The 22,202-nt window shown below is 39.5% G+C and carries 18 protein-coding genes; 11 read left to right on the top strand and 7 right to left on the bottom strand.

Features of this window, described 5'->3' with window-relative positions; translation table 11 throughout:
- Nucleotides 1-116 precede the first annotated feature (116 nt).
- Both XEN7305_RS26545 and XEN7305_RS08690 read left to right on the top strand, forming a co-directional pair.
- Nucleotides 117-1,556: a deoxyhypusine synthase family protein gene (locus XEN7305_RS26545; RefSeq protein ID WP_006509026.1), complete on the top strand. Its 1,440-nt coding sequence runs from the start codon at nt 117-119 to the stop codon at nt 1,554-1,556.
- 44 nt (nt 1,557-1,600) lie between these two features.
- Nucleotides 1,601-2,680, top strand: coding sequence for an agmatinase family protein (locus XEN7305_RS08690; RefSeq protein ID WP_006509025.1), 1,080 nt, complete (start codon nt 1,601-1,603; stop codon nt 2,678-2,680).
- A gap of 135 nt (nt 2,681-2,815) precedes the next feature.
- Here XEN7305_RS08690 and XEN7305_RS08685 read toward each other — a convergent pair whose 3' ends face one another.
- The gene (locus XEN7305_RS08685) at nt 2,816-3,787 is read right to left on the bottom strand and encodes a UPF0104 family protein (protein WP_202951254.1); all 972 of its coding nucleotides are present in this window, start codon (nt 3,785-3,787) and stop codon (nt 2,816-2,818) included.
- 72 nt (nt 3,788-3,859) lie between these two features.
- Between XEN7305_RS08685 and pyrH the strand changes: the two genes are divergently transcribed.
- From pyrH to XEN7305_RS26540, 7 genes are all read left to right on the top strand, one after another.
- The gene (gene pyrH, locus XEN7305_RS08680) at nt 3,860-4,582 is read left to right on the top strand and encodes a UMP kinase (protein WP_006509023.1); all 723 of its coding nucleotides are present in this window, start codon (nt 3,860-3,862) and stop codon (nt 4,580-4,582) included.
- Nucleotides 4,569-5,117: a ribosome recycling factor gene (frr, locus tag XEN7305_RS08675; RefSeq protein WP_006509022.1), complete on the top strand. Its 549-nt coding sequence runs from the start codon at nt 4,569-4,571 to the stop codon at nt 5,115-5,117. Before pyrH ends, frr begins: the two co-directional genes overlap by 14 nt.
- Nucleotides 5,118-5,282: 165 nt before the next feature.
- Nucleotides 5,283-5,798: a hypothetical protein gene (locus XEN7305_RS08670; RefSeq protein WP_144053223.1), complete on the top strand. Its 516-nt coding sequence runs from the start codon at nt 5,283-5,285 to the stop codon at nt 5,796-5,798.
- 241 nt (nt 5,799-6,039) lie between these two features.
- Nucleotides 6,040-7,227: a cellulase family glycosylhydrolase gene (locus XEN7305_RS08665; RefSeq protein ID WP_006509020.1), complete on the top strand. Its 1,188-nt coding sequence runs from the start codon at nt 6,040-6,042 to the stop codon at nt 7,225-7,227.
- A gap of 447 nt (nt 7,228-7,674) precedes the next feature.
- The gene (pstB, locus tag XEN7305_RS08660; RefSeq protein ID WP_006509019.1) at nt 7,675-8,481 is read left to right on the top strand and encodes a phosphate ABC transporter ATP-binding protein PstB; all 807 of its coding nucleotides are present in this window, start codon (nt 7,675-7,677) and stop codon (nt 8,479-8,481) included.
- A gap of 221 nt (nt 8,482-8,702) precedes the next feature.
- Nucleotides 8,703-10,832: a caspase family protein gene (locus XEN7305_RS08655; protein ID WP_006509018.1), complete on the top strand. Its 2,130-nt coding sequence runs from the start codon at nt 8,703-8,705 to the stop codon at nt 10,830-10,832.
- A 275-nt stretch (nt 10,833-11,107) separates the two neighbouring features.
- Nucleotides 11,108-12,625: a pentapeptide repeat-containing protein gene (locus tag XEN7305_RS26540; RefSeq protein ID WP_158500391.1), complete on the top strand. Its 1,518-nt coding sequence runs from the start codon at nt 11,108-11,110 to the stop codon at nt 12,623-12,625.
- Nucleotides 12,626-13,414: 789 nt separating this feature from the next.
- On the opposite strand, the gene XEN7305_RS08645 is transcribed toward XEN7305_RS26540, so the two are convergent.
- Nucleotides 13,415-14,092, bottom strand: a complete 678-nt coding sequence (locus tag XEN7305_RS08645) for a glycerophosphodiester phosphodiesterase family protein (protein WP_006509015.1) — start codon at nt 14,090-14,092, stop codon at nt 13,415-13,417.
- Nucleotides 14,093-14,406: 314 nt separating this feature from the next.
- Between XEN7305_RS08645 and XEN7305_RS08640 the strand changes: the two genes are divergently transcribed.
- Entirely contained in the window at nt 14,407-15,849 is a 1,443-nt protein-coding gene (locus XEN7305_RS08640; RefSeq protein WP_006509014.1) for a hypothetical protein, read from the top strand.
- 23 nt (nt 15,850-15,872) lie between these two features.
- Here XEN7305_RS08640 and XEN7305_RS08635 read toward each other — a convergent pair whose 3' ends face one another.
- From XEN7305_RS08635 to XEN7305_RS08625, 3 genes are all read right to left on the bottom strand, one after another.
- A complete protein-coding gene (locus XEN7305_RS08635) occupies nt 15,873-16,805 on the bottom strand; it encodes a ribonuclease Z (RefSeq protein WP_006509013.1) in 933 nt (310 codons plus the stop codon).
- 204 nt (nt 16,806-17,009) lie between these two features.
- Nucleotides 17,010-17,558: a YqeG family HAD IIIA-type phosphatase gene (locus XEN7305_RS08630; protein ID WP_006509012.1), complete on the bottom strand. Its 549-nt coding sequence runs from the start codon at nt 17,556-17,558 to the stop codon at nt 17,010-17,012.
- A 34-nt stretch (nt 17,559-17,592) separates the two neighbouring features.
- Nucleotides 17,593-18,222: a class I SAM-dependent methyltransferase gene (locus XEN7305_RS08625; protein WP_040897194.1), complete on the bottom strand. Its 630-nt coding sequence runs from the start codon at nt 18,220-18,222 to the stop codon at nt 17,593-17,595.
- Between the two features lie 112 nt (nt 18,223-18,334).
- Here XEN7305_RS08625 and hemH point away from each other — a divergent pair, with 112 nt between their 5' ends.
- Nucleotides 18,335-19,498: a ferrochelatase gene (gene hemH / locus XEN7305_RS08620; protein ID WP_006509010.1), complete on the top strand. Its 1,164-nt coding sequence runs from the start codon at nt 18,335-18,337 to the stop codon at nt 19,496-19,498.
- Between the two features lie 9 nt (nt 19,499-19,507).
- On the opposite strand, the gene XEN7305_RS08615 is transcribed toward hemH, so the two are convergent.
- The gene (locus tag XEN7305_RS08615; RefSeq protein WP_006509009.1) at nt 19,508-20,080 is read right to left on the bottom strand and encodes a DUF4126 domain-containing protein; all 573 of its coding nucleotides are present in this window, start codon (nt 20,078-20,080) and stop codon (nt 19,508-19,510) included.
- A 113-nt stretch (nt 20,081-20,193) separates the two neighbouring features.
- The gene (gene hcp / locus XEN7305_RS08610) at nt 20,194-21,843 is read right to left on the bottom strand and encodes a hydroxylamine reductase (protein ID WP_006509008.1); all 1,650 of its coding nucleotides are present in this window, start codon (nt 21,841-21,843) and stop codon (nt 20,194-20,196) included.
- Between the last annotated feature and the right edge of the window lie 359 nt (nt 21,844-22,202).

The raw sequence follows: 22,202 nt of genomic DNA, 5'->3' as shown, positions 1-22,202 counted from the left end.
AAGTAATCTTTAGTTAACTATTCACGAGCTTGCAAAAACATAGTACAGTATTGAGGCGAAAATTCATATTTAATACATAAAGTCAACTCTAATCTCGAAAATCAACCAGGACTTCAATGTTAGTAAACCGCAAAGAACTGAAACTATTAGACCTTCAACAATGTGATTCTGTAGGTGAGATTGTTCAGGGAATGAATCAATGTTCTTTTGGGGCGAGGATGTTGGGGGAAGTAACAGTAAAACTTAGCCATTGGATTACCCAGCAAAATCCTCCAGTTACTATCTATGACGGCAAGTTAGATAGCCCTCTGGGAAAATTACTCGAGGAAATGGTACGGCGAAACTGGCTCGCTCAAATAATTTCGCAGCAAGATTATGTCTCAACATCAATTGTTCCAGATAAGTTAATTATTATTGGAGCTTATTCAGAAAGTTTTGCTGCCATTTTATCCCAGCGATCACAAGAGGTAATTTTTATCAATCAATTTGGTATGGCTTTACCTGGTCAATTGTCAGATGGTTATTTTCCCAATGTAGTCTTCTGCGATCCCAAATTTGTTATTCCAGTTATTTTTACTAGTCTGGAAGAGAAGTTAAACGGAAACAAGACCAAGATAGTTCAATTTATCAGGGAAATAGAAGTCTATGGTGGATTAGCTGAAGAAATAACGAAAGGAGCCGATACCTTACTGGCAATGGTAAAAGATCCTGAGTGTAAGGTTTTTCTGACCCTTAGCGGAGCAATGACGATCGCCAAAATGGGTCTGATTATTTGCGATATGGTCGATCTGGGGATAATTGACTCTATCTGTAGTACAGGGGCCTTAATGGCTCATGGTCTGGTGGAAAGTGTCGGCTTAAAACATTTTAAATATGACCCTAATGAAGATGATGCTAATTTAGCTGATCGGAAATTAAATCGGGTCACCGACACCCTAGAGCCGGAAACCAATCTTGATAATATTGGCAAAGTAATCACCAAAATTTTTGCTGAGTACGACGAACAACAGCACTTAAGCCCCAGGCTTTTTCATCAGATAATCGGTGAGTATCTGGCTATCCAACATCCTGAGGAAAGAGGTATCTTAAAATCTGCTTATGAGCAGCAGGTTCCGGTTTTTGTGCCAGCTTTCCATGATTCGGAACTAGGCAACGATGTCTATTTGGACAATTATGAGCGAAAAAATAAAGGTCGCAAGCCGATCATTATGAATTTGGAACTCGACACCGAATTCTTAGTAGACATGATCACCAATTCTCCCAAGATTGGTATTTTTACCATTGGGGGAGGTGTCCCGAGAAATTTTATCCAAAATGTTCCGCCTCTGGTGGAATGGCTGAATGAATCCACAGGTGCCAATTTGCCTGAGCGCAAGTTTTCTTATGGCTGCCGAATTTGTCCAGATCCGATGTATTATGGCCATTTATCAGGCTGCACCTATTCAGAAGGTATGTCCTGGAGAAAAATGGATATTAATGGTTCTTTTAGTGAGATTCGTGCCGATGCAACGCAGATCTGGCCTTTTTTGGTCAAGTTTGTAATGGAAAGTCTTTGAGAGTAATGGGTAATGGGTAATGGGTAATGGGTAGGAGCAAATAAATGAGTCAGCAAAAAATTGACAAAGTTGGAGCAGGCTCCATCCTTCCAGGGCAGAGTACCTTCGATTTGAATAATGTCTGTGTTCGCAATAGCAACTTCTTTGGCTACCCGATCGCTCCTGAAGAAGCAAAAGTTGTTTTTCTTCCTGTACCTTGGGATGTGACGACCTCCTACGGAGCCGGAACCGCGAACGGCCCCCAGGCAATTTTAGAGGCTTCCTATCAGCTGGATGGCTACGATTTCGAGATGCCTGAGGCTTGGGGAATTCTTCATGGAACGGTGCCGATCAATCCAGATATTAAGGCTAAAAACGATCGCATTCGTATCATAGCGGAAGAGGTGATTGATCACTTAGAAGAGGGCGGTGATATTGAAGACCGAGATATTCAACAAAAATTACTCAGAGTAAATCAAGCTTCAGAATATTTAAATGATTGGGTCTATGGTCAGAGTAAGAATCTACTGGCCCAAAATAAGCTAATTGGGTTAGTCGGTGGAGATCACAGTGTTCCCCTCGGCTATCTGAAAGCTTTGACAGAAAAACATGAGGAGTATGGCATTTTACAAATTGATGCCCATGCAGATTTGCGTCCAGGGTTTGAGGGTTTTACCTATTCCCATGCTTCTATTATGCATAATGCTTTGCAGCTAGAGGGGATAACTCATTTAGTGCAGGTGGGGATTCGGGATCTTTGTGAAGCAGAGGCTCAAACTATTAAACGTGATCGCAGAATTACGGTATTTGATGACTGGCAATTAAAAGACAATGCCTATTCGGGAATGAATTGGGCAAAGCAGTGCGGGAACATTATTGCTAGTCTGCCAGAAGCCGTCTATATAAGTTTTGATATTGATGGTCTAGCTCCCGCATTTTGTCCCCATACCGGAACTCCTGTTCCTGGCGGGTTGGATTTTAATCAAGCCATCTATTTAATGCGCACTTTATTCAGGTCGGGGAAAACTATTATTGGCTTCGATCTTTGTGAAGTCGCGCCTGGAGAATCTGATGAATGGGATGGTAATGTCGGTGCGAGGATACTAGATTCCTTGGCAACATATATGTATTTTTCTCACTTTTGATTTAGCCACCTCGCGCAAAGAGGTGCGACCCCGCGGAATTGGAAATCCGCAAGGGAACGCGCACCTAGCAAAGACGCAAAGGGAATTAAAAATGATCTTTACGTCTATGAACGTAGGTTGGTACCACGACCAATTCTAAAACCTCTTAGAGTGCCAATTTTGACGCATCTCAAAGATAATTAATGCCAAGACAGCGATCGCAAAGGGTAAAAAATAGTATAAGCAACGAAATATCAACAAATGACTTAGTAAAACTTCTTTAGTCTGTCTTGATTCTAGGAAAAATATGATAACAGCTTCAAATATTCCTAAACCTCCAGGAAGCGTACTCACCAATCCCGACAACATGGCAATAATATAAACTCCCAAGAAATAAGGGTAAGCAATTGGGAGATCCAATAAATAGTACAAAGTTAAAGCAGCAAATCCCCAATCTAAGGTAAACACTAAAATTTGGGTTAAGGAAAGAGTGAAACTTGGTAATTGAAGCTTTTGTTTTTTCCAGTAAATGGTTTTCCTGAGGAAAATAGTTAATGATAGATAACTTAAACTGATAATTACTAGGATAATCCCCAAGCTGTTTGAATAATTTTGCAGGATTGGTAAATTGACATCAAAAGGCAACTTTAGAGAGGAAAACGTTAAGATAATGCCAGCAAGGGGAATCATTCCCACCCATAAATTTAAATTGGTAAAAGCAATAATTTTGGCAACCTCAAAAGTTGAAATATGCCATTGAGAATAGAGACGATATCGTAAAAAACTCCCTGTTAGAAAGGCAACTCCGATATTGGGACTAATAGCGTAATTGATTAAACCTGCAAAAACAAGTTTTGATTTGGCTAAATTCTTTTTGAGATAACGAAAAGCAAGAATATCGTAACAGGCGATCGCACTGTAACTACCAATTACAAAAAGTAAAGCCTGCCCTAATTGAACTAGAGAAATCTCGTTAAGACTGATGAAAACATTTTGCCAGTCTGTGTCATTAAATTCTCGAATAACTGTACCAACTGCCAGCAGGCAAATAATGACACTCAAACCCGACAAAAGTTTGGGAAAAAGTCTTTTTTGCAAGAAAGAAGCATATTTCATTTTTCTGTTCATGACATTTAACTAAAAACTGCTATCTTATGGGGAGGTAAAAAACAAGCAAGATCGAGGTCATTGTTCCAACAGATGAGTTATCAGCGGGTTTTATTGAAACTAAGTGGCGAAGCCTTGATGGGTGATCTGGGTTATGGCATTGATCCCAAGGTAGTAGCCGATATTGCTCAAGAAATAGCGGAAGTAGTCAACAGCGGGATTCAAACTGCAATTGTAGTCGGTGGTGGCAATATTTTTCGTGGAGTAAAAGCCTCAGCAGCAGGCATGGATCGGGCTACTGCCGACTATATTGGCATGATTGCCACTGTGATGAATGCAATGACATTACAAGATGCCTTAGAGCGCATTGAAATTCCCACGAGAGTTCAAACTGCGATCGAGATGAAAGAAGTCGCCGAGCCTTATATTCGCCGTCGCGCTATTCGTCATCTGGAGAAAGGCCGAGTGGTTATTTTCGGTGCAGGTTCAGGTAATCCTTTTTTTACAACAGACACCACAGCAGCTTTAAGAGCAGCAGAAATTGAAGCCGAAGCTATTTTTAAAGCAACTAAGGTAGATGGCATTTATGACTCTGACCCCAAAGTAAACCCCGATGCCCATCGCTATCAAAGTATTACCTATAATCATGTGTTAACCCATGAACTTAAAGTGATGGACAGTACAGCGATCGCGCTTTGTAAAGAAAATAAAATTCCCATTGTGGTCTTTAACCTCTTAGTTAACGGTAATATAGTTCGTGTTACTAAAGGGGAACCAGTGGGGACTATTGTAGGAGGCTCTTGTGAAGTTAACTGAACTCAAATCAAATATGGAAAAGACTATTGAAGCAACTCAAAGGTCTTTTAATACAATTCGGACGGGAAGAGCTAGTACTTCTCTTTTAGATCGGGTGATGGTCGATTATTACGGGAGCGAAACTCCATTGCAATCTTTGGCGAATATTAGTGTCCCCGATTCGACGACCATTACCATTCAGCCCTACGATAAAGGCAGTATGGCACAAATCGAAAGAGCGATCTCGATGTCAGATATTGGTTTGACTCCCAATAATGACGGTCAGAAAATCCGTCTGATTATTCCTGCGCTAACCAAAGATCGTCGTAAAGAATTGGTTAAAGTAGCAAGTAAGTTGGCAGAAGAAGGAAAAGTTGCACTGCGCAATATTCGTCGGGATGCTGTGGACGCAGTTCGTAAGCAAGAAAAAAGCAGCGAGATCTCGGAGGATGAATCCCGAGACATGCAAGATCAGATTCAAAAAGTTACTGACGAATATACTAAAAAAATTGATGCTCTCCTAGCAGTCAAAGAGAAAGATATTACAACTGTTTAACTGGGTTGTATTTTATTTTAAAAAAATAAAGTAAGGTTGTTGTACTGTTGATTTTCTGTTAGGAAATAAGTCATGTTGGGTGCTAAGTATCGAGAAGATCATAATCTAATAAGGGTTTCGCTAATTAGAAAAGTAATTACTTTTTTTCTGGGGATATTATTGTTTATGCTCGCCAGCAACCTGAGGGACGTTCAATTGTCTTCTGTTTCTGCCCAAAGTTTACGACCCAATTCTGTGGCAGAACAGGTTTATCAACTAATTCCTGAACTTCCTTTAGAAAATCAATATTTGAGCCAAGAAACTCGGGAAGTTGCAACTAATAATACGTTGATCAGTCGCTTTGTGCGCTATCACCAATATGTCAAAAGTCGCCCTGTTAAATTCAGATTGGACTGGAAATTTACCATCGCAGACTATTTAGAAGCTAATGAGCCAATTTCTTATGATCGCTATCCTGGGAGTAAAACCTTAAGCAATCATCCTTTAGAAGGCGATCGCGCCGTGATATATAACCTATCTCGCAGTCAAAGAAATCAATTGATAGATACTTTAGTGAGTATTTACAATCCCACTAGTTCGGAAGTGCCAAAAACAACCAACGACTCTTCAAACCCATCGAATAATAACTCTAATAACAGGCCTCGACTGCCCCAGCCTGGTGATGCAGATTTATTGCGTTAACTTCAATATAAACAATTGGTTGCGTAGAATTGACTTAGCATTTGGCGATCGCAATTTGTTCCTAATTAATAATTTTTATTAAAAATCAGAATAATATTTGCTTCACTGCCAGAAAACCTGAATATTTCTCAGCAAATTTACCTAATAATAATAAGATATATAAAAAAATGTTTTTGCTGAATTTAAACGTCTAAGTTTGTCAGCCTAAAATTGTTCATCATTGTCTTTAGCGGAACCTGGTATGAAGATAAAATTCCTGACCCTACCAATATTATTTTCTGTTCTTATTATAAGTGTTCTTAGTGCTTGTAAAGCCACAAATAGCTCCGCAATTAATTCTGACCAGACGAAGACTCCTAGTCCTAATCCAACCTCTATCGCAGCCACTGATAATGGGGAGATAACTCGACCAAGCTACAATAAATCCACGGGATTTTTCACCCTTGATGGCAAAATCTATGACGCTAATGGCAATGAGTTTATTGCTCGTGGGGTTAATAATAGACATGTTTGGTATGACAGTTGGGGTGAAACCCCTGCCCTTGATGCTCTTGACAATATTGCGGGCTTTGGATTTAACTCAGTCAGAATTGTTTGGGAGGTTGACACCGATTTGGCAATCATAGCCAATGGCAAGGGCAATCTTACTGATGATGCTCTTCTAGAGCAGATTATCCAGACAACCATAGCAAATAAGATGATTCCTATGGTTGAACTTCATGACTTTACAGGCCGAAATGATCCGGAAGAATTATTAAAATACGGAGTCAAATGGTGGAGCGATCGAGCTCATTTATGGGAAAAATACGAAGATTCCCTAATCATTAATATTGCGAATGAATTTGGTGATTGGCATTTGGCTCAGGGATCTACCAGAAAAAAATTTCCCAAAGTTTATAAAGAAGCTATTACTCGCATCAGAGATGCTGGCATTAATAATACATTAGTTATCAATCCCTTCTCCCATGCCAAAGACTACACTTTGGTTACTAAATATGGTCAAGAGATTTATAATCACGATCCCCAAAAGAATATTGTCTTTAGTATTCATTTTTATTGTGGTGAAGGAACAGATCAAAGAAAAATAGCCGAGGCTTTTGATTCAATCGAAAGAAAGGGTTTACCGATGATTGTTGGTGAATTTAGTCATAGCCATGATCCCTGTGGATCGGCAATTGAAGATGAGTTTATTATGGCTGAAGCTGAAGATCACAAAGTTGGTTATTATGCTTGGGCTTGGGATGATCAGGAGTGGAAAATTGGCACTCATTGGGAAGCCGATTCAGTTGATGATTTGACACCTTGGGGTTATAACTTAATCTTTGGCCCCAATGGAATTAATGCTACATCGGAAATTGCCTCTATTTATGATGACTCTTTGACAGTTAAAGTCGAAAATGTAGATGAAGATGACGAAAATGACTTTTAGAGTATTTTTCTGAATTTACGGAAAAAATTTATTTATCATTTATCTCGGGCATGATAACGATGTTTTGAAATAAGAGCCATTGGCAGTCGCGATCGCGTAACCATCTAGCTTCTGTAAGCTTGGCTCTTCGTCTGTTTCTTAATACTTATTATTGTCTATTACTTATTCCTTATTACTTATTATTACCTATTACTCATTACGTATTACTTATTATTACCTATTACTCATTACTTATTTTTCCCGCATAGCGGCACTGGGCTTCTAAAAGGAAATTCACAAATCAATAATGCTTAATTAAGTTTAGGTTAATAAAAAATTAAAAAAATTTTTAATTTAGAAAGTAACATTCCGATAACCATTTTTAGGTACAATCAAATTAAGGTACTATTGGTTTCTAGTATTTGTTAAAGAAATAAGTGTTTATTTATCAGAAAAGTTATTGTTTCTATGGCTTCTAATCAAATTGCTGCTGATCGACCTGAAATAGTTATCCAGTCAGAAAACGTCAATGTTTATTATGGTGACTTTTTGGCGTTAAAAGGTATTTATTTAGATATTATTAAAAATAAGGTCACAGCATTTATCGGCCCTTCTGGTTGTGGGAAAAGTACCTTGTTACGTTGCTACAATCGCCTCAATGATTTGATTCCCATTTTCCGGCTAGAAGGTTTGGTGACCTATCGTGATTATAATCTTTATGCCAAAGATGTTGATCCTGTGCAGGTTCGACGCAGAATCGGCATGGTGTTTCAGCGACCTAATCCATTTCCCAAGTCTATTTATGAGAATATTGCCTTTGGTGCGAGAATTAATGGTTTAAAAGGAGACATGGATGAGTTGGTAGAGAACTCTTTGAGAAAAGCGGCACTTTGGGATGAAGTAAAAGACAAACTAAAACAAAGCGGATTGGCTCTTTCTGGGGGGCAACAACAACGACTCTGTATTGCTCGCACGATCGCACTTCAACCCGATGTGGTTTTAATGGATGAACCTTGTTCGGCTCTTGATCCGATTTCTACTCTCAAAGTGGAAGAGTTGATTCATGAGCTCAAGAAACAATATACGATCGTTATTGTGACTCATAATATGCAGCAGGCATCACGGGTTGCTGATCGGACTGCTTTCTTTAATGTGAAGCTGACTGAGGGTGGTAATCGTCAAGGTTATTTGGCAGAATGCGATCGCACAGAGGTCATTTTCCAAAATCCCAAAGAAGAAGCCACGATGGAATATGTTAGTGGTCGCTTTGGTTAAATGAGGGCAGCCCTAAAGGATTAGCTGCACGTCAAGGCAGAGGGCAGAAGGCAGAGGGTTGGGAAACCACTCTGTTTTCTTTTTGCTTCTGCACAGCGATTCACGAGGACTTGATAAAATAGTATTCCTGTCAGAAAATATTACGAAAGATATTATTTTGCATAAAAATTTGCTTGTTCTCTGAATTAATGAAGTAGAGAAGACCAGAACAGTAAATAATTATGAACGAGTCAAATAGTACTAACACTAACTTTTATGCTTTATTGATAGGAATAGATCGCTATGAAGCCAACCCATATTATGAAGATCTTCAAGGTTGTGCGAGAGATATTGACCTCGTAGCCAATTATGTTAACAAAGGTCTCAAAGTTCCCAAGAAGCATATTTGGAAATTAACTTCTCCATATAAAAAAACAATAAGGTTGCCAGCTTCTAGATTTCGAGAAGCCAAACCAACCTATGAAAATATCATCAAGGCTTTTGCCGAAATAACCAATCAAGCCCAATCGGGAGAGCAAGTATATATTCACTATGCTGGTCATGGTGGCCGCGCTGTTACTATTTATCCTGAGCTGGAAGGGTCACAACGCAAGGATGAAGGAATTGTGCCGATGGATCTTGGCAGTTCTGATGGTCGTTATCTACGGGATGTCGAAATTGCTACCTTGCTCAAACGTCTGACGAATAAAGGCTGCCTGGTGACAGTAATTTTTGATAGTTGCCATTCGGGAGGAGCAACGAGAGGAGATTGTGCAATTCGAGGCAATAAGAATAATTTGGTTGATAGTACACCCCGCAGTCAAGATAGTTTGGTGGCATCTCGTGATGAGTTACTGAATAATTGGCGTAACTTAACTCAAAACAATCCTGAATCTTCTGCTGGCTGGCTACCCAATGCCAATGATTATATTTTCTTGGCCGCTTGTCGTCCGACAGAATTTGCCTATGAATATGCAGTTAATGGTGGAGAACGCCACGGTGCTTTGACTTACTGGATGATCGATACTCTAACCAGCAGCACTTCTGTTCTCACCTATAAGTCTCTATATAATCGGATTAAGGGAATGATTCAAAGTAAATTTCCCCAACAGTTGCCGATGTTACTCGGAGATGGCGATCGCCTAGTTTTTGGCGATCAACGAGAATATAAACCCTATACGGTAGTTGTCATCGATGCAGCCGAAGATGGCACGACAATAACCTTGGATGCGGGATTAGCCGCAGGTTTGACTAGGGGAACTCGCTTTGGGATTTATCCTGTTGAGGTCAGTGATTTTTCTGATAAGACGCAGCAAATTGCGATCGCAGAACTGGCGGACGAGATTGAGGCCGATAAAGCAACTGCATTAGTTTTAGACGTAGCTGCTGGTGGCATTGAAGTTAAAGGTAAAATCGAGCCGGGGGCTTCAGCTGTGATGGTAGCAGCTCCTGTGGATTTGATTCGCAAAGTGCGATTATTTGCTGAGAAACAAGCAGGAGACAAGGAACAGGATTTACCAGCTGAGTTGGTAGAGCAACAAAATGCAGCGCTGGAGAAACTGCGTCAAGCTTTAGCAGGCAATGGTTGGGTAGTGGAAGTGGGAGATGGTGAAGAAGGGCATTTTCAAGTGGCAGTGGCGCGAGATGGCAGCTACGAAATCTGTATTGGGATGCCAATTAAAAATCTTCGTCCGGCTCTGAGTATCGCAGATCCAGCAGCTCCGCAAAAAGTAGTAGAGCGATTGGTTCATTTAGCCAAATATCAGTCGGTGCAAGCTTTGGATAATCCCGCTTCTGATTTGACAGATTATCTAGAATTTGGGTTATGCGATCGCAATAAAAAACCCTTCTCTGATCCGCAAAATGTAGCTCTCAAGCCCAAGGAAATTTCCTATTTAAAAATTAAAAATAACTATGAGCAAACTCTCAATGTTGCAGTCTTAGATCTCGAACCGACTTGGGAGATTTCGCAAGTTCCGATTCAAGGAGAATTTGCTTCTTTTGTGCCTTTAGATCCAGGTCAAGAAGCCTATACGAAACTGCGTTTTCAACTACCAGAAAATTATCAACAAACAACAGAAACTTTAAAAATATTCGCGACCAAAGGATTAGCAAATTTCCAATGGTTGATTTTACCTTCTCTGGATCAAAAACCTGAATCTAGAGGAAATCTCAACCAAGAATTGCAAGAGAAAGCGGAAGCTACCAGAACTAGAGGTCAATCTATCAAGATCAATCCTTTGAATGAACTTTTGAGTGCGATCGGTAGTGATATGAACAATCCTCCTGAGAAAACTCGCGCGATGGTTTACGAGGCTGAACCGGAGACTGAGTGGGTCACTCAGGAAATACAAATTACGGTTGTAAAGTAGAACACCTTGATTTGGAAGACCCTCATTTTGACTTTGAATGTCAGGAAATGTAATACGAATTCAATAAGTACTTAAATAGTAGGAAATGAACGATCATAAGAAGCAAAAAAATTACTTTTCAGCATTGATTGATAATTTGCTTTTACTTATAGTAATAGTTGTTTTAGGTTCTACAATTACTGTGGGAGTTTTATCCAAGGCTAAATGGAGTGGTTTTTTTTGAAATTACTACAATAGAAAAAACCATAGAAGAAAACAAAAACAAAGAAAAATTAGTGACTAGAACTATAAAGCCTCAAACTGGAAAAACACTTTGGGACTGGTTAGAGTTAGGTGCTGTTCCCATTTTGATAGCTGTTTTCGGATATCAGTTTCAAAATAGAGACAAAAAAAGGGTTGAGAAACAAGCTAAGCTTGAACAAGAAATAGCAAAGAATAAGTCATTAGAGGAGGCTATACAAGTTTATCTAGACGGGATAGCCCAACTACTACTAAACTCAACACATAGAGATGAACTATTTCCAAATAACCAATTAAATTCTCCAAATAAAGATAATCCTGTGCGTGATATAGCAAGGATCAAAACAACAACAATTTTAAGAAGATTAGAAGGTGATAATAAACGTCAGGAAAGAATTCTATATTTTTTATACGATACTGAGCTCAGTAAATTTATTTTGCAAAATGCTAACTTGAAAGAAGCCAATCTACAGAAAATCAATTTCAAAGAAGCGCATCTAGAAAGAATTAACCTCGAAGGAGCCCATCTCGAAGAAGCTAATCTCGAAGAGGCACATCTCGAAGAGGCCAACCTCGAAGGAGCTAATCTCAAAGGAGCCCACCTCAAAAAAGCACACCTTAACAGAGTCAATCTCACAGAAGTTAATCTCACAGGAGCCAATCTCGGAGGGGCTTACCTTGAAGGAGTTAATCTCACAGGAGCCAATCTCAAAGGAGCTCACCTTGAAGGAGCCAATCTCAAAGAAGCTCACCTTGAAGGAGCTTATCTCAAAGGAGCTCACCTTGAAGGAGCCAATCTCAAAGGAGCCAATCTCAAAGGAGCCCACCTTGAAGAAGCCCACCTTGAAGAAGCCCACCTTGAAGAAGCCCACCTTGAAGAAGCTTATCTTAAAGACGCATACCTCAATGAAGCTTATCTCAACGGGGCCCACCTTGAACGAGCCAACCTCGAAGGGGCCCGCCTCGAAGGAACTTATCTTAAGGGAGCTAATCTCAAAGAATCCTGCCTTGAAGGAGCATATCTCAAGGAAGCTTATTTTATTGAAGCTAATCTTGAAGGGGCTCACCTTGAAGGAGCCCACCTTGAAGAAGCAGACTTCAATTTTGCTAATCTCAAAGAAGCCAATCTCAAGGAAGTTCACCTCGACAGAACCTATCTTAGAAAGGCCAATCTCAGCAAAGCCAACCTCAATAAAGCTTCCCTAATTGAGGCCAATCTCAATAAAGCATATCTTATCGAGGCGAATCTCAAGGAAGCGAAACTAAACAAAGCGAATCTCAGTGGAGTCTATTTGAATGGATCGGACCTGAATAGAGCAGATCTGAATGGAGCAAACTTGAAAGAAGCTGACTTAAACGGAGCCATCTTCACTAAATCCGTAAACCTTACATCTAAGCAAATCAAATCAGCACATAATTGGAGAAAAGCCATATATAAAGCCAAACTCAGCAAAGGAAACTGGAAAACTGTTGAACCTGATAATAGAGAATATATAGAAAAACTTGAAAGAGATAAATCGTCAGATCCGCAAAATCTTCCTAATTCTCTGTAACATAAATTTTTTCCTCTTTATATACATCATCTGTCAATCCAAATAGGGAAAATAACAATGGAGGAAAGTTGCTTATTGTGTGTTTTAGTGTTGTATCTTGTGAATCTTTTTAAAGGTTTATGATCGTCTTAATTTTAGTATTTTGTCCTTTTGACGGCGATCTCTAGCTAGATAGAAACCATTATGAGTGTATTACTATTTGAAGATAGAGCAATTCATTATCTAGACAAAGAAATATGTAATATAATTTGTTTTGCTATGAGTCCTATCTGTCGGTTCGCTCATTTTTCTGAGGCATTCATAATTATTATGATTACAATGGCGAAAAGTCCTGCAGAATAAGGGCTTCAGGGTGACAGTGGTAATTAAGCTACGGAATGCAATCACGAACACAAAAGCTTTTAACTCCTGATTACTCCGTTATTTTCGCGTTGCTTCGCACTCGCGCAGCGAGACCGCGAAAATATTTTAATGCAATCGCTGGAATGCTCCTTCATTATCCAATCAAACGGCTATACGTCATGCACAGATAGATTTTGGCTCCATTAAATAGCAATTTAATTGATAATTCAATTTAAAAATAAGCGAACGGTGAGTACTATCTATAATAGGGGTTTCAAAAACATCAAGAATTCAAATTGACCTGCGAAATATCGGAATCATCGAGGCTGATACTAAAAATTCGCATTAAAAATTGCTTTTTCTGGAGATAGAGATCGCATTTAAATAAAATAAATACTTACAAGTGATCAATCATAGGCTTGGGAGTTTACCAATGTCCTAACCCAATTACCCAAAACACCGATCAGGATAGTTACAAAATATGCCATCAACATTTAACAATTTCATATTATTTATATCCTCTGGCTTGTTAACAGTATAAACAAAAGCCTTAAACTCTCTATTTTGTATATTTGCTACTATTTCTTTGGTCACAAAATCACAGGACATGATAACAGCCACTGCCTGTAATTCTGCGGCAATTTCGAGATAATTTAAAGGCAAACCATAAATGATAATTCCGATCACGATTTGCGGACAAGCATCTTTGACTTTTTTTAGTTCGTAATGATTAAAAGAAGAGACCAAAAAATCTTGGTATTGCCATCCTTGCTCAATATATTCTTGAATTAATTTAACTACCAAGCCTGCGGTATCAATGCCCTTCAGCTCGATATTAATGCCACATCTTCGATTAACTAGATCGCAGACCTCTATTAAGGTAGGGATTTGTTGTCCTTGACCCGCATCAAGGGTTCGTAAATAGTCAAAAGAGCGATCGCAAATATTTCCTGTTCCATTAGTAGTTCTTGATAAATCGCGATCGTGAAAAACAATTAAGTTATTTTCTACATTGTAAACATCTATTTCAATCCAATCGACTTTCAACGTTAGAGCTTTGGCGATCGATAATAAAGTATTTTCTGGTTCATATCCCATTGCTCCTCGATGTCCGATACAAAGCATCTTTTTACACGACTTGGTAGTTTTATGATCTAGTAAAGAATGGTGTTAGGTATTAGGTTTTAGGTATTAGGTTGAACAATTCACATTTTGATTTAAATCCAGAAAATATTGTGAGAGCAAAGCATTTGGCTCTTTTTAAGTACCTATTTGCGAATATAATTTATCATTTTTTGAGATTTACCCAAAACCTAACACTCAACAAATAAAACCTCTGTTTTTGAAGATTTTTCAAAGTATTACGAATAAAGTAACATAGTTTTTTAAGTCGCACTACAAAATGTAGAATAAACAGAGAAAAACAATTTTTTGAGTTGATGGAAAATGTAGTTATCAAACCGCTTGGGAAAGCTTTAGAGCGGGCTGGATTAATTTCCAATTTTCAAATTCGTACTGCTTTAGATATTCAATCTAAAAATAAACAAGTTAAGTTTGGGAAAATTTTGGTATCGCAGGGAATCATCAAACAAAAAACCGTCGATTTTTTTGCCGATCAATTACCTCAATTACCTCAGAGACCAAAAACTAAACCTTTAGGATACTATCTTCAACAAGCATCTTTAATTAATGCAAGGCAGATTGAAATTATACTTGAAGAGCAAAAACAGAAAAACCTGCTGTTTGGAGAATTAATTTTAGAGAAAAATTGGCTTAGAAAAAAAACCCTTAACTTTTTTCTAGATTTTTTAGACAAAACCAAAGATAAAGGTCAATTATTATTACCTTCCCAACAAGCAATCATTAAATCGCTTCATTTAGAAAAAATAGCTGCTTCGCCTTATTCTCTTCTGGAAGCAGTTTTTTATTGGACAGACGGTCATCCTTTTTTGACCAGAGAGATTTGTCGAATTATCTTAGATCATCAGCATTTTATTCCTGAGGGCACCGAAAAGGTATTTATTTCAAGAATAGTAAAGGAAAATATTATCGATAATTGGGAATGTCAAGAACTTGAAGGATATTTAAAAACGATTCAATATTATTTATTACACAATACAGCTTGTCCCCCTGAGAACTTGTTAAAGAAATATCTCCAGATCCGACAACAGAAAGATATTAGGGCAGATCAAAGTAAAGAGCAACAGGAATTGATTAATTTAGGAATAATAACTAAACAAGGAGATAAATTAAAAATAGCAAATCTTCTTTATAAATTAATCTTTAATTCAGACTGGGTTACTCTTCAATTATCTAACCAAGAAAAAAAATTACCAAGAACATCCGATAAAATTGAGAAAATCGCGCCAAACAATCAACAAATTGCTATGGCAAATAACTTGAGAAATGAACCACTTGCCCAAATGGCAGCTCTTGCGATCGCACTAGGATTGCTAGTCGTTGCACCTCTAGTAATTGTCTTCAATAATTCACAATATAAACTCGGCCAAGAAAATAATGGGATTGAGTCTTCATCCTCTTCTGTGTCAAATCTTTGTACTGCTTCGATTCCCAAAGAGCTTGCTCGTCAAGAAGCCTTGAGACTTCGTCTGGCACAGGAGCAACAACAATCACCAGAGCAATTTCCCGATTCCTGCCAAAGTCAACTGGATAAGTTGATCGTTTTGAATGCTTTACAGTTGGGTAAAGAAAATCGGGTGCTTGATGGCATTAATAATCTCTGTCAAATAGCTGCTACTTCTGAAATTTTTAACCAAGCTAATTTTTGGCTAAGTCGCTGGTACAATTCTGCTGCTTGGGGAGAACAAACTAGAGCTTATTTAAACTCTATTAACGATTGTCCAGCCGCTAAATTCAAGTAAAAATATCTTTTCCTCTGCCTCCCCTATCTCCTCCTTGGAACTGCATAAGTATAAAAGTCATAGGCCAATTTGGTATTGGGGAAAATGGCTCGGGCTTCCCGTTTCAGGTCATCTAATTGCAAAGTATTCCCCGGGGCATATCTCGGGCTAAAATGAGTCATTATCAACTGCTTTACCCCCGCTAGCAGAGCAACTTGAGCCGCCATAGTTGAAGTAGAATGTAAACGGTCAAAAGCTAGTCCTGCATCTTGATGGGCAAAAGTTGCTTCATGGATTAAGACATCACCATCTTGGGCTAATTCCACAGCAGCATCACAAAATACCGTATCGGTACAATAAATTACCTTGCGACCAATTTCTGGCTCATCACAGAGTTCTTGACCGTTAATTTGGCGTCCATCTTCTAAGGTAATGGTGGCACCTTGCTTTAGTTTGCCGTAAATGGGGCCTGAGGGAATACCCAAGGCTTTGGCTTTTTTGATATTAAATTTGCCTGGACGATCTTTTTCTGTGATGCGATAACCATAGGCAGGAACTCGATGCTTGAGTAGTTTACAACTAACGGTAAATTCTTGATCCTCATAAACCAATCCTGGACTTACCGTGTGAATTTGCAATCGCGACCCGATATTCATATAGGAGTATTTGGCGCAATTATGAAGATAGTCTGCCAACCCAGGCGGGCCATAGATATCAATGCTTTGTGCATTCCCTGCTAGCCCACTGCTAGCGATCGCCCCCATAAGGCCAAACGTATGATCGCCATGCATATGGGTGACAAAAATTCTTCTAATTTGGGAGGATTTTAGTTCACTGCGCAATAGTTGATGTTGAGTGCCCTCGCCGCAATCAAATAACCAAATTTCAGCTCGCTGCGGCAGTCTTAAAGCGACACTTGAGACATTACGCGATCGCGTCGGTACTCCAGAACTCGTTCCTAAAAAAGTTATTTCCACTGTAAAATTTAATGCTTTAATCCCAACCTAATACAAAGGCGCCGGTGAACCTAATTGTTGGAGCACGACGCCTTTGACAGTATATTTTGTTTAGTTATGTTTAAGGTCTTTATATCTGCTGACCTCATTTATTATTACTACTAATGGTCTCAAATATTTTGCCATGACCTCTGTTTCGTAATGTTTTCTTTATATTTCGCAAACCTACGAATTATTTTGATTTGTAACATTATGCTGTTGGGTTGCCAAAGACACACCTAGTTTTTGAGAAATCCAAACCTCGAAATTACGAATCGAATGGTTAGGATTCAGGATCGCCGGGTCGGCCATTGGCTCAACCAAAATGGTAAACATTCCCAAGCGATTACCCGCTAGGACATCAGTAAACAGGCGATCGCCAACCATGGCAACTTGTGCCACAGGGAGCTCCATCTGTTCTGCCGCTTGTCTGAGTTTTTTCCGAGAAGGTTTTTTGGCTCCCAGAAAATAGGGTAAATCCAATTCATTTGCGATCGCGCTGATCCGACTTTTACTAAGGTTGTTACTTACAAGCCAAATCTTGGCGATCTGCTTCATAGCAATTGTCCATTGCTTCAGCTCAAAAGAAACCTGAGGCGTGGTTATAGAAACCAAAGTCTCATCGACATCGAGAATTAAACCTTTGAGGTTATGTCGTGCGACCGTATCGGGTGTTAAACGGGTAATTGTGCCACCCAAAACTAAATCAGGTTGCAACAAGATTCTTTTAGACATTTTTGAAAATTGCTTGTCCTCGAATGGGGAAAAATTAGGAATTACAAACTGCTTGGATAACTTGTAAGCTGCCACCAGCATACAAGCGTTGCCTGACAATCCCAAACCCATTTTCCGTTAATTTTGTGGCTAAATCGGTTTTCAATAATTGCCAAGCTGTCTCAGTTTCAAATAGCCACATAAAAACTACCACAGGAAACCAAAATAAAACATTGGTCGGAGGATGGAAATCAACTAGTGTAAAGATTCCTCCTGGTTTCAACACTCGATGCACTTCTTGCAAAATTTGCGCCAACTCTTTTGTCGTCATTTCATGGAGTGCTGAACTTGTATGGACAAGATCAAATTGCCGGTCCGGCAGTGGGATATTTTGAGCTAAACCTTCAACATATTTTGCTTGGGGCACTTTTTGCTTTGCCCTGGCCAAAGCAACGGGAGAGATATCTAAACCTGTCACTTGATTGCTTTTGGCAACTAGAAATTTTGTGGTTTGACCTGCGCCACAACAAAGATCTAAGATACTTGTCTCAGAGGAAATTTCTAATTCTTGTAGAGCTAACTGACGGAATCTTGCTTCCCCTCCCACAGAGAGGGCAGCGGTTCGGGAAATGGTGTCATAGATTATTTGATACTTGTAACTTAGGGGTCTAAGAAATGTTGCCAACTGGTTATCTCCTTCATTAATTTCTGTATCTTGTAACAATGGGAAACAGACTGTTAAGATATATTGTTAAAATTGTTAAAGAAACTAAAGAATAAATATAACGTATAAGATTATGGGGCGTACTGGGGTTCTATTGCTGAATTTAGGCGGGCCGGACAAGGTAGAAGATGTCCGTCCATTTTTGTATAATCTCTTCTCTGATCCAGAGATTATTCGATTGCCAGTCAAAGCATTTCAAAAACCGTTGGCTTGGCTGATTTCGACCCTAAGAGCGAAAAAATCCCAAGATAACTATTTGGAAATTGGGGGAGGTTCACCTCTCAGAAGAATTACTGAAGAGCAAGCCCAGGCTTTGCAAGCGAAGTTAACGGAGTTGGGACAAGATGCCAAGGTTTATATTGGCATGCGTTATTGGAATCCTTTCACTGAAGAAGCGATCGCCCAAATCAAGAAAGATGGTATAGAAGAATTAGTTATTCTACCTCTTTACCCCCAATTCTCCATTAGTACTAGTGGCTCTAGTTTCCGTGTGCTCGAAGAGATGTGGGAGCAAGATCCAGATTTACAGAAAATCAAATATACTTTAATCCCTTCTTGGTACAATAATAAAGGCTACTTAACTTCGATGGCCGACTTGATTGCCCAGGAATTAGATAAATTTGATAGTCCTGATGGAGTTCAAGTGTTTTTTAGTGCTCACGGCGTTCCTGTTAGCTATGTAGAAGAAGCGGGAGATCCCTACCAAAAAGAAATCCAAGAATGCGCTCGTTTGATTATGCAAACTTTGGGGCGGAAAAACGAATATACTCTAGCCTATCAAAGTCGTGTGGGGCCTGTGGAATGGTTGCAGCCCTATACCGAAGATGCCTTAGAAGAGCTGGGGGAAAAAGGTGTTGATGATCTTGCGGTGGTGCCGATTAGTTTTGTTTCAGAGCATATCGAAACTTTGCAAGAAATTGATATTGAATATCGAGAAATTGCCGAAGAATCCGGGATCGACAATTTCCAGAGAGTTCCTGCCTTAAATACCCATCCTGGATTTATTGATGCTTTGGCTAATTTAACGGTTGATGCTTTGCAATCTCCTCCCTGTTCTTTTGGGGAAGTTACCCATCCCAAGGAAAACATGAAAATGTATCCTCAAGAGAAATGGCAATGGGGGATGACAACAGCGGCTGAAGTTTGGAATGGACGTCTGGCAATGCTAGGGTTCTTTGCCTTATTACTAGAGTTGATTAGTGGTAATGGACCTCTGCATTTAGTAGGATTGCTTTAACTATTAACCTTAGACCTTACTTTGTTTCTTGCCTTTCAAATACCATTCTCGCCAAAGGTTAGAGCTTCGAAGGGCAAGCCAGATTAATAACAGAGCAATAATTCCCCCTTCTTTGGGGGCATTAAAAGCAGAAAAGATTAAACAAACGCAAAGAAAGTCTTCGATGATAGTTACCCAAATCGGGAGACCTCGAAGGCGGAAAAACCAGCCTGCTTTGACGAGAGTAACAACTAGGGCGACAACTGCACCGATAACTCCGATCAGCCACAGGGGGGTGAAGTCTGCTTGAGTGAGATGGATTACTGCGATCGCAACTACCGCACCAATAAGAGGACTAAACAATAATTGGACAATTTGCAGACTTCTTTGCCCCAAAAGTTTTTTGGAAAAGATTAATTCTAATATTGACCAAGAAATTGAAACAGCTAAGATAAGACGCGGATCAAGATGATTGAGGATCGGGACTTCAGACCATAATTCCAATTTTTGGGTATAAAACAGACTAACGACCAATAACGGTAAGGCAGTCCTCATGCCCACGGCAACCGACACTGATAGTACTGATAGAATTAGGGCCAGCATTTAGGTGATGACTTCTTTGTCAAATTATTCGTCTTCACGATAGCCTATGAATCAGCAATCAGTCATCAGTTATCAGTGATCAGTGAACAGTTATCAATTGTCAGTAGCCTAATTTAAGCTAAACAGGCTGCTAAATCGGCCTCGGGAGTTGTAATTGGTTGCAGATTATATTTCTCCGATAAAAGTTGTAAAACATTAGCTGAGAGAAAAGCCGGAATTGTTGGTCCTAAGCGAATATCTTTGATTCCTAAATGGAGTAGCGTTAGTAGGATGGCTACTGCTTTTTGTTCATACCAAGAAATTATCATTGATAAAGGAATTTCATTAACTCCCACCTCAAAGGCATTAGCCAATGCGATCGCAATTTGAATTGCCGAGTATGCATCATTACACTGCCCCACATCGAGCAAGCGAGGAATGCCTTCAATATTGCCCATCTCCTTATCGAAGAAGCGGAACTTACCACAGGCGAGGGTTAGGACGACGCAATCATCGGGAACTTGATCGACAAATTCAGCATAGTAATTGCGATCTGGCTTTGCTCCATCACAACCACCAACTAGGAAAAAATGACGTATTTTACCTTGTTTGACTGCATCAATAATCTTATCGGCTACGCCCAAGACAGCATTACGGGCAAAACCAGTAGTAACCTGACGATATTCTGATTCTTCGCTAAATCCTGGCAATTCTTGAGCTTTTTGAATCACTGGAGTAAAGTCCAGGCTGCCATCGACTTGAGCTGAGAGATAATTTAAGCCTGCATAACCTACTGGCCCTAGAGTAAAGAGTTTTTCTTCATAATGTTCATGGGGAGGCATGAGGCAGTTTGTCGTGATCACAACTGCGCCAGGGAATTTAGCAAAGTCTTTGGTTTGATTTTGCCAAGCAGTCCCAAAATGTCCGTAAAAATGAGAATATTTTTCTTTGAGTTTGGGATAGCCATGAGCCGGTAATAATTCACCGTGAGTATAGACAGTAATGCCAGTACCCACAGTTTGACTCAGTATGGCTTCTAGCTGTTTGATATCATGTCCTGAAACTAAAATCGCTTTACCTGGTTTGACATTGAGGGGCACAGCAGTCGGCACAGGATGACCGTAAGTACCAGTATGTCCTGCATCGATTAATTCCATGGCCCGCAGGTTAAATTTACCGATTTCTAGAGCCAAATTAACCCAATCTTCTAGAGTTAAATCTTGACTATCAATAGCAGCTAATACTTGCTGAGTGAATTGATATACCGACTCGTCTTCTTGTCCTAATTCATAAGCGTGGAAAGCATAGGAAGCCGCACCCTTAATGCCATAAAGAGCAGTAAGCTTCAGGGAAAAGATGTCCACATTTGCTCCTGAAGTGCTAATTAACTCCAAATTATAATTTTGTCCCTGCTCAACTAAACTTTCATTGTAATCTGGTTCATAATTCGCTATTGCTGACCAAGTAATGGGAGTATTTGTGGCTTGCTGGATTTGGGTTTTTAACTCTTCCCGTAGCGCGATCGCTTTTTTGATATATTTCGTAAATCGTTTTTGGTCAAAGTTGACATTAGTCATTGTTGCGAAGAGAGACTCACAGGAAAAGCGATCGCAGTCTCTGGTATCAATTCCCAACTCCTTAGCGCGAAGTATTACAGGAGCCAGTCCTCGCAAGCAATAAACTAATAAATCCTGAACTGCATTAACTTGAGGACTTTTACCGCAGGCACCCCATTGATGACAGCCATTGCCACTAGCCGTTTGTTCACATTGTTCACAAAACATAATCGATGATCTCCTTGCAATCAAATTAATTTTTTTGAGAATTTGCTGAGCGTAGTTTATGACTGGGTGCGAGCCCTGCTCCTTTGCTGTTAATTTGTTGTTTTTGATTAATAAAAACCCTAGTCAACACTCGATTACTCTTACTCTGACATCAATTTTTAGTTCTGTCTTTGAGGTAGCTCATAGAGTCATCACTTATCTTGTTCCCCCCTGAACTCAGCCACATTGGCTTATTAAAACGAAGGCAGAAGAATGAAGGCAGAAGGTAACTGGCATAGTGGGAGAATTAGACTCACCACTATGCCCTGTTCCACTTAAAGAAGTGGAGGAATTCAACCTAAAGGGATAAGTTAGAAGTA

It is taken from the genome of Xenococcus sp. PCC 7305, from assembly GCF_000332055.1.
Classification (GTDB): domain Bacteria; phylum Cyanobacteriota; class Cyanobacteriia; order Cyanobacteriales; family Xenococcaceae; genus Xenococcus.
This window is presented reverse-complemented; position numbering and strand designations above follow the sequence as displayed.

Bases quoted from the DNA above. Each gene is read 5' to 3' on its own strand.
- XEN7305_RS08640 (WP_006509014.1), top strand. From the start codon at position 14,407: ATGGAAAATGTAGTTATCAAACCGCTTGGGAAAGCTTTAGAGCGGGCT.
- XEN7305_RS08655 (WP_006509018.1), top strand. From the start codon at position 8,703: ATGAACGAGTCAAATAGTACTAACACTAACTTTTATGCTTTATTGATA.
- XEN7305_RS08615 (WP_006509009.1), bottom strand. From the start codon at position 20,080: ATGCTGGCCCTAATTCTATCAGTACTATCAGTGTCGGTTGCCGTGGGC.
- pyrH (WP_006509023.1), top strand. From the start codon at position 3,860: ATGAGTTATCAGCGGGTTTTATTGAAACTAAGTGGCGAAGCCTTGATG.
- hemH (WP_006509010.1), top strand. From the start codon at position 18,335: ATGGGGCGTACTGGGGTTCTATTGCTGAATTTAGGCGGGCCGGACAAG.
- hcp (WP_006509008.1), bottom strand. From the start codon at position 21,843: ATGTTTTGTGAACAATGTGAACAAACGGCTAGTGGCAATGGCTGTCAT.
- XEN7305_RS08630 (WP_006509012.1), bottom strand. From the start codon at position 17,558: ATGTCTAAAAGAATCTTGTTGCAACCTGATTTAGTTTTGGGTGGCACA.
- pstB (WP_006509019.1), top strand. From the start codon at position 7,675: ATGGCTTCTAATCAAATTGCTGCTGATCGACCTGAAATAGTTATCCAG.
- XEN7305_RS08665 (WP_006509020.1), top strand. From the start codon at position 6,040: ATGAAGATAAAATTCCTGACCCTACCAATATTATTTTCTGTTCTTATT.
- XEN7305_RS26545 (WP_006509026.1), top strand. From the start codon at position 117: ATGTTAGTAAACCGCAAAGAACTGAAACTATTAGACCTTCAACAATGT.
- XEN7305_RS08690 (WP_006509025.1), top strand. From the start codon at position 1,601: ATGAGTCAGCAAAAAATTGACAAAGTTGGAGCAGGCTCCATCCTTCCA.
- XEN7305_RS08670 (WP_144053223.1), top strand. From the start codon at position 5,283: ATGCTCGCCAGCAACCTGAGGGACGTTCAATTGTCTTCTGTTTCTGCC.
- XEN7305_RS08685 (WP_202951254.1), bottom strand. From the start codon at position 3,787: ATGAACAGAAAAATGAAATATGCTTCTTTCTTGCAAAAAAGACTTTTT.
- XEN7305_RS08645 (WP_006509015.1), bottom strand. From the start codon at position 14,092: ATGCTTTGTATCGGACATCGAGGAGCAATGGGATATGAACCAGAAAAT.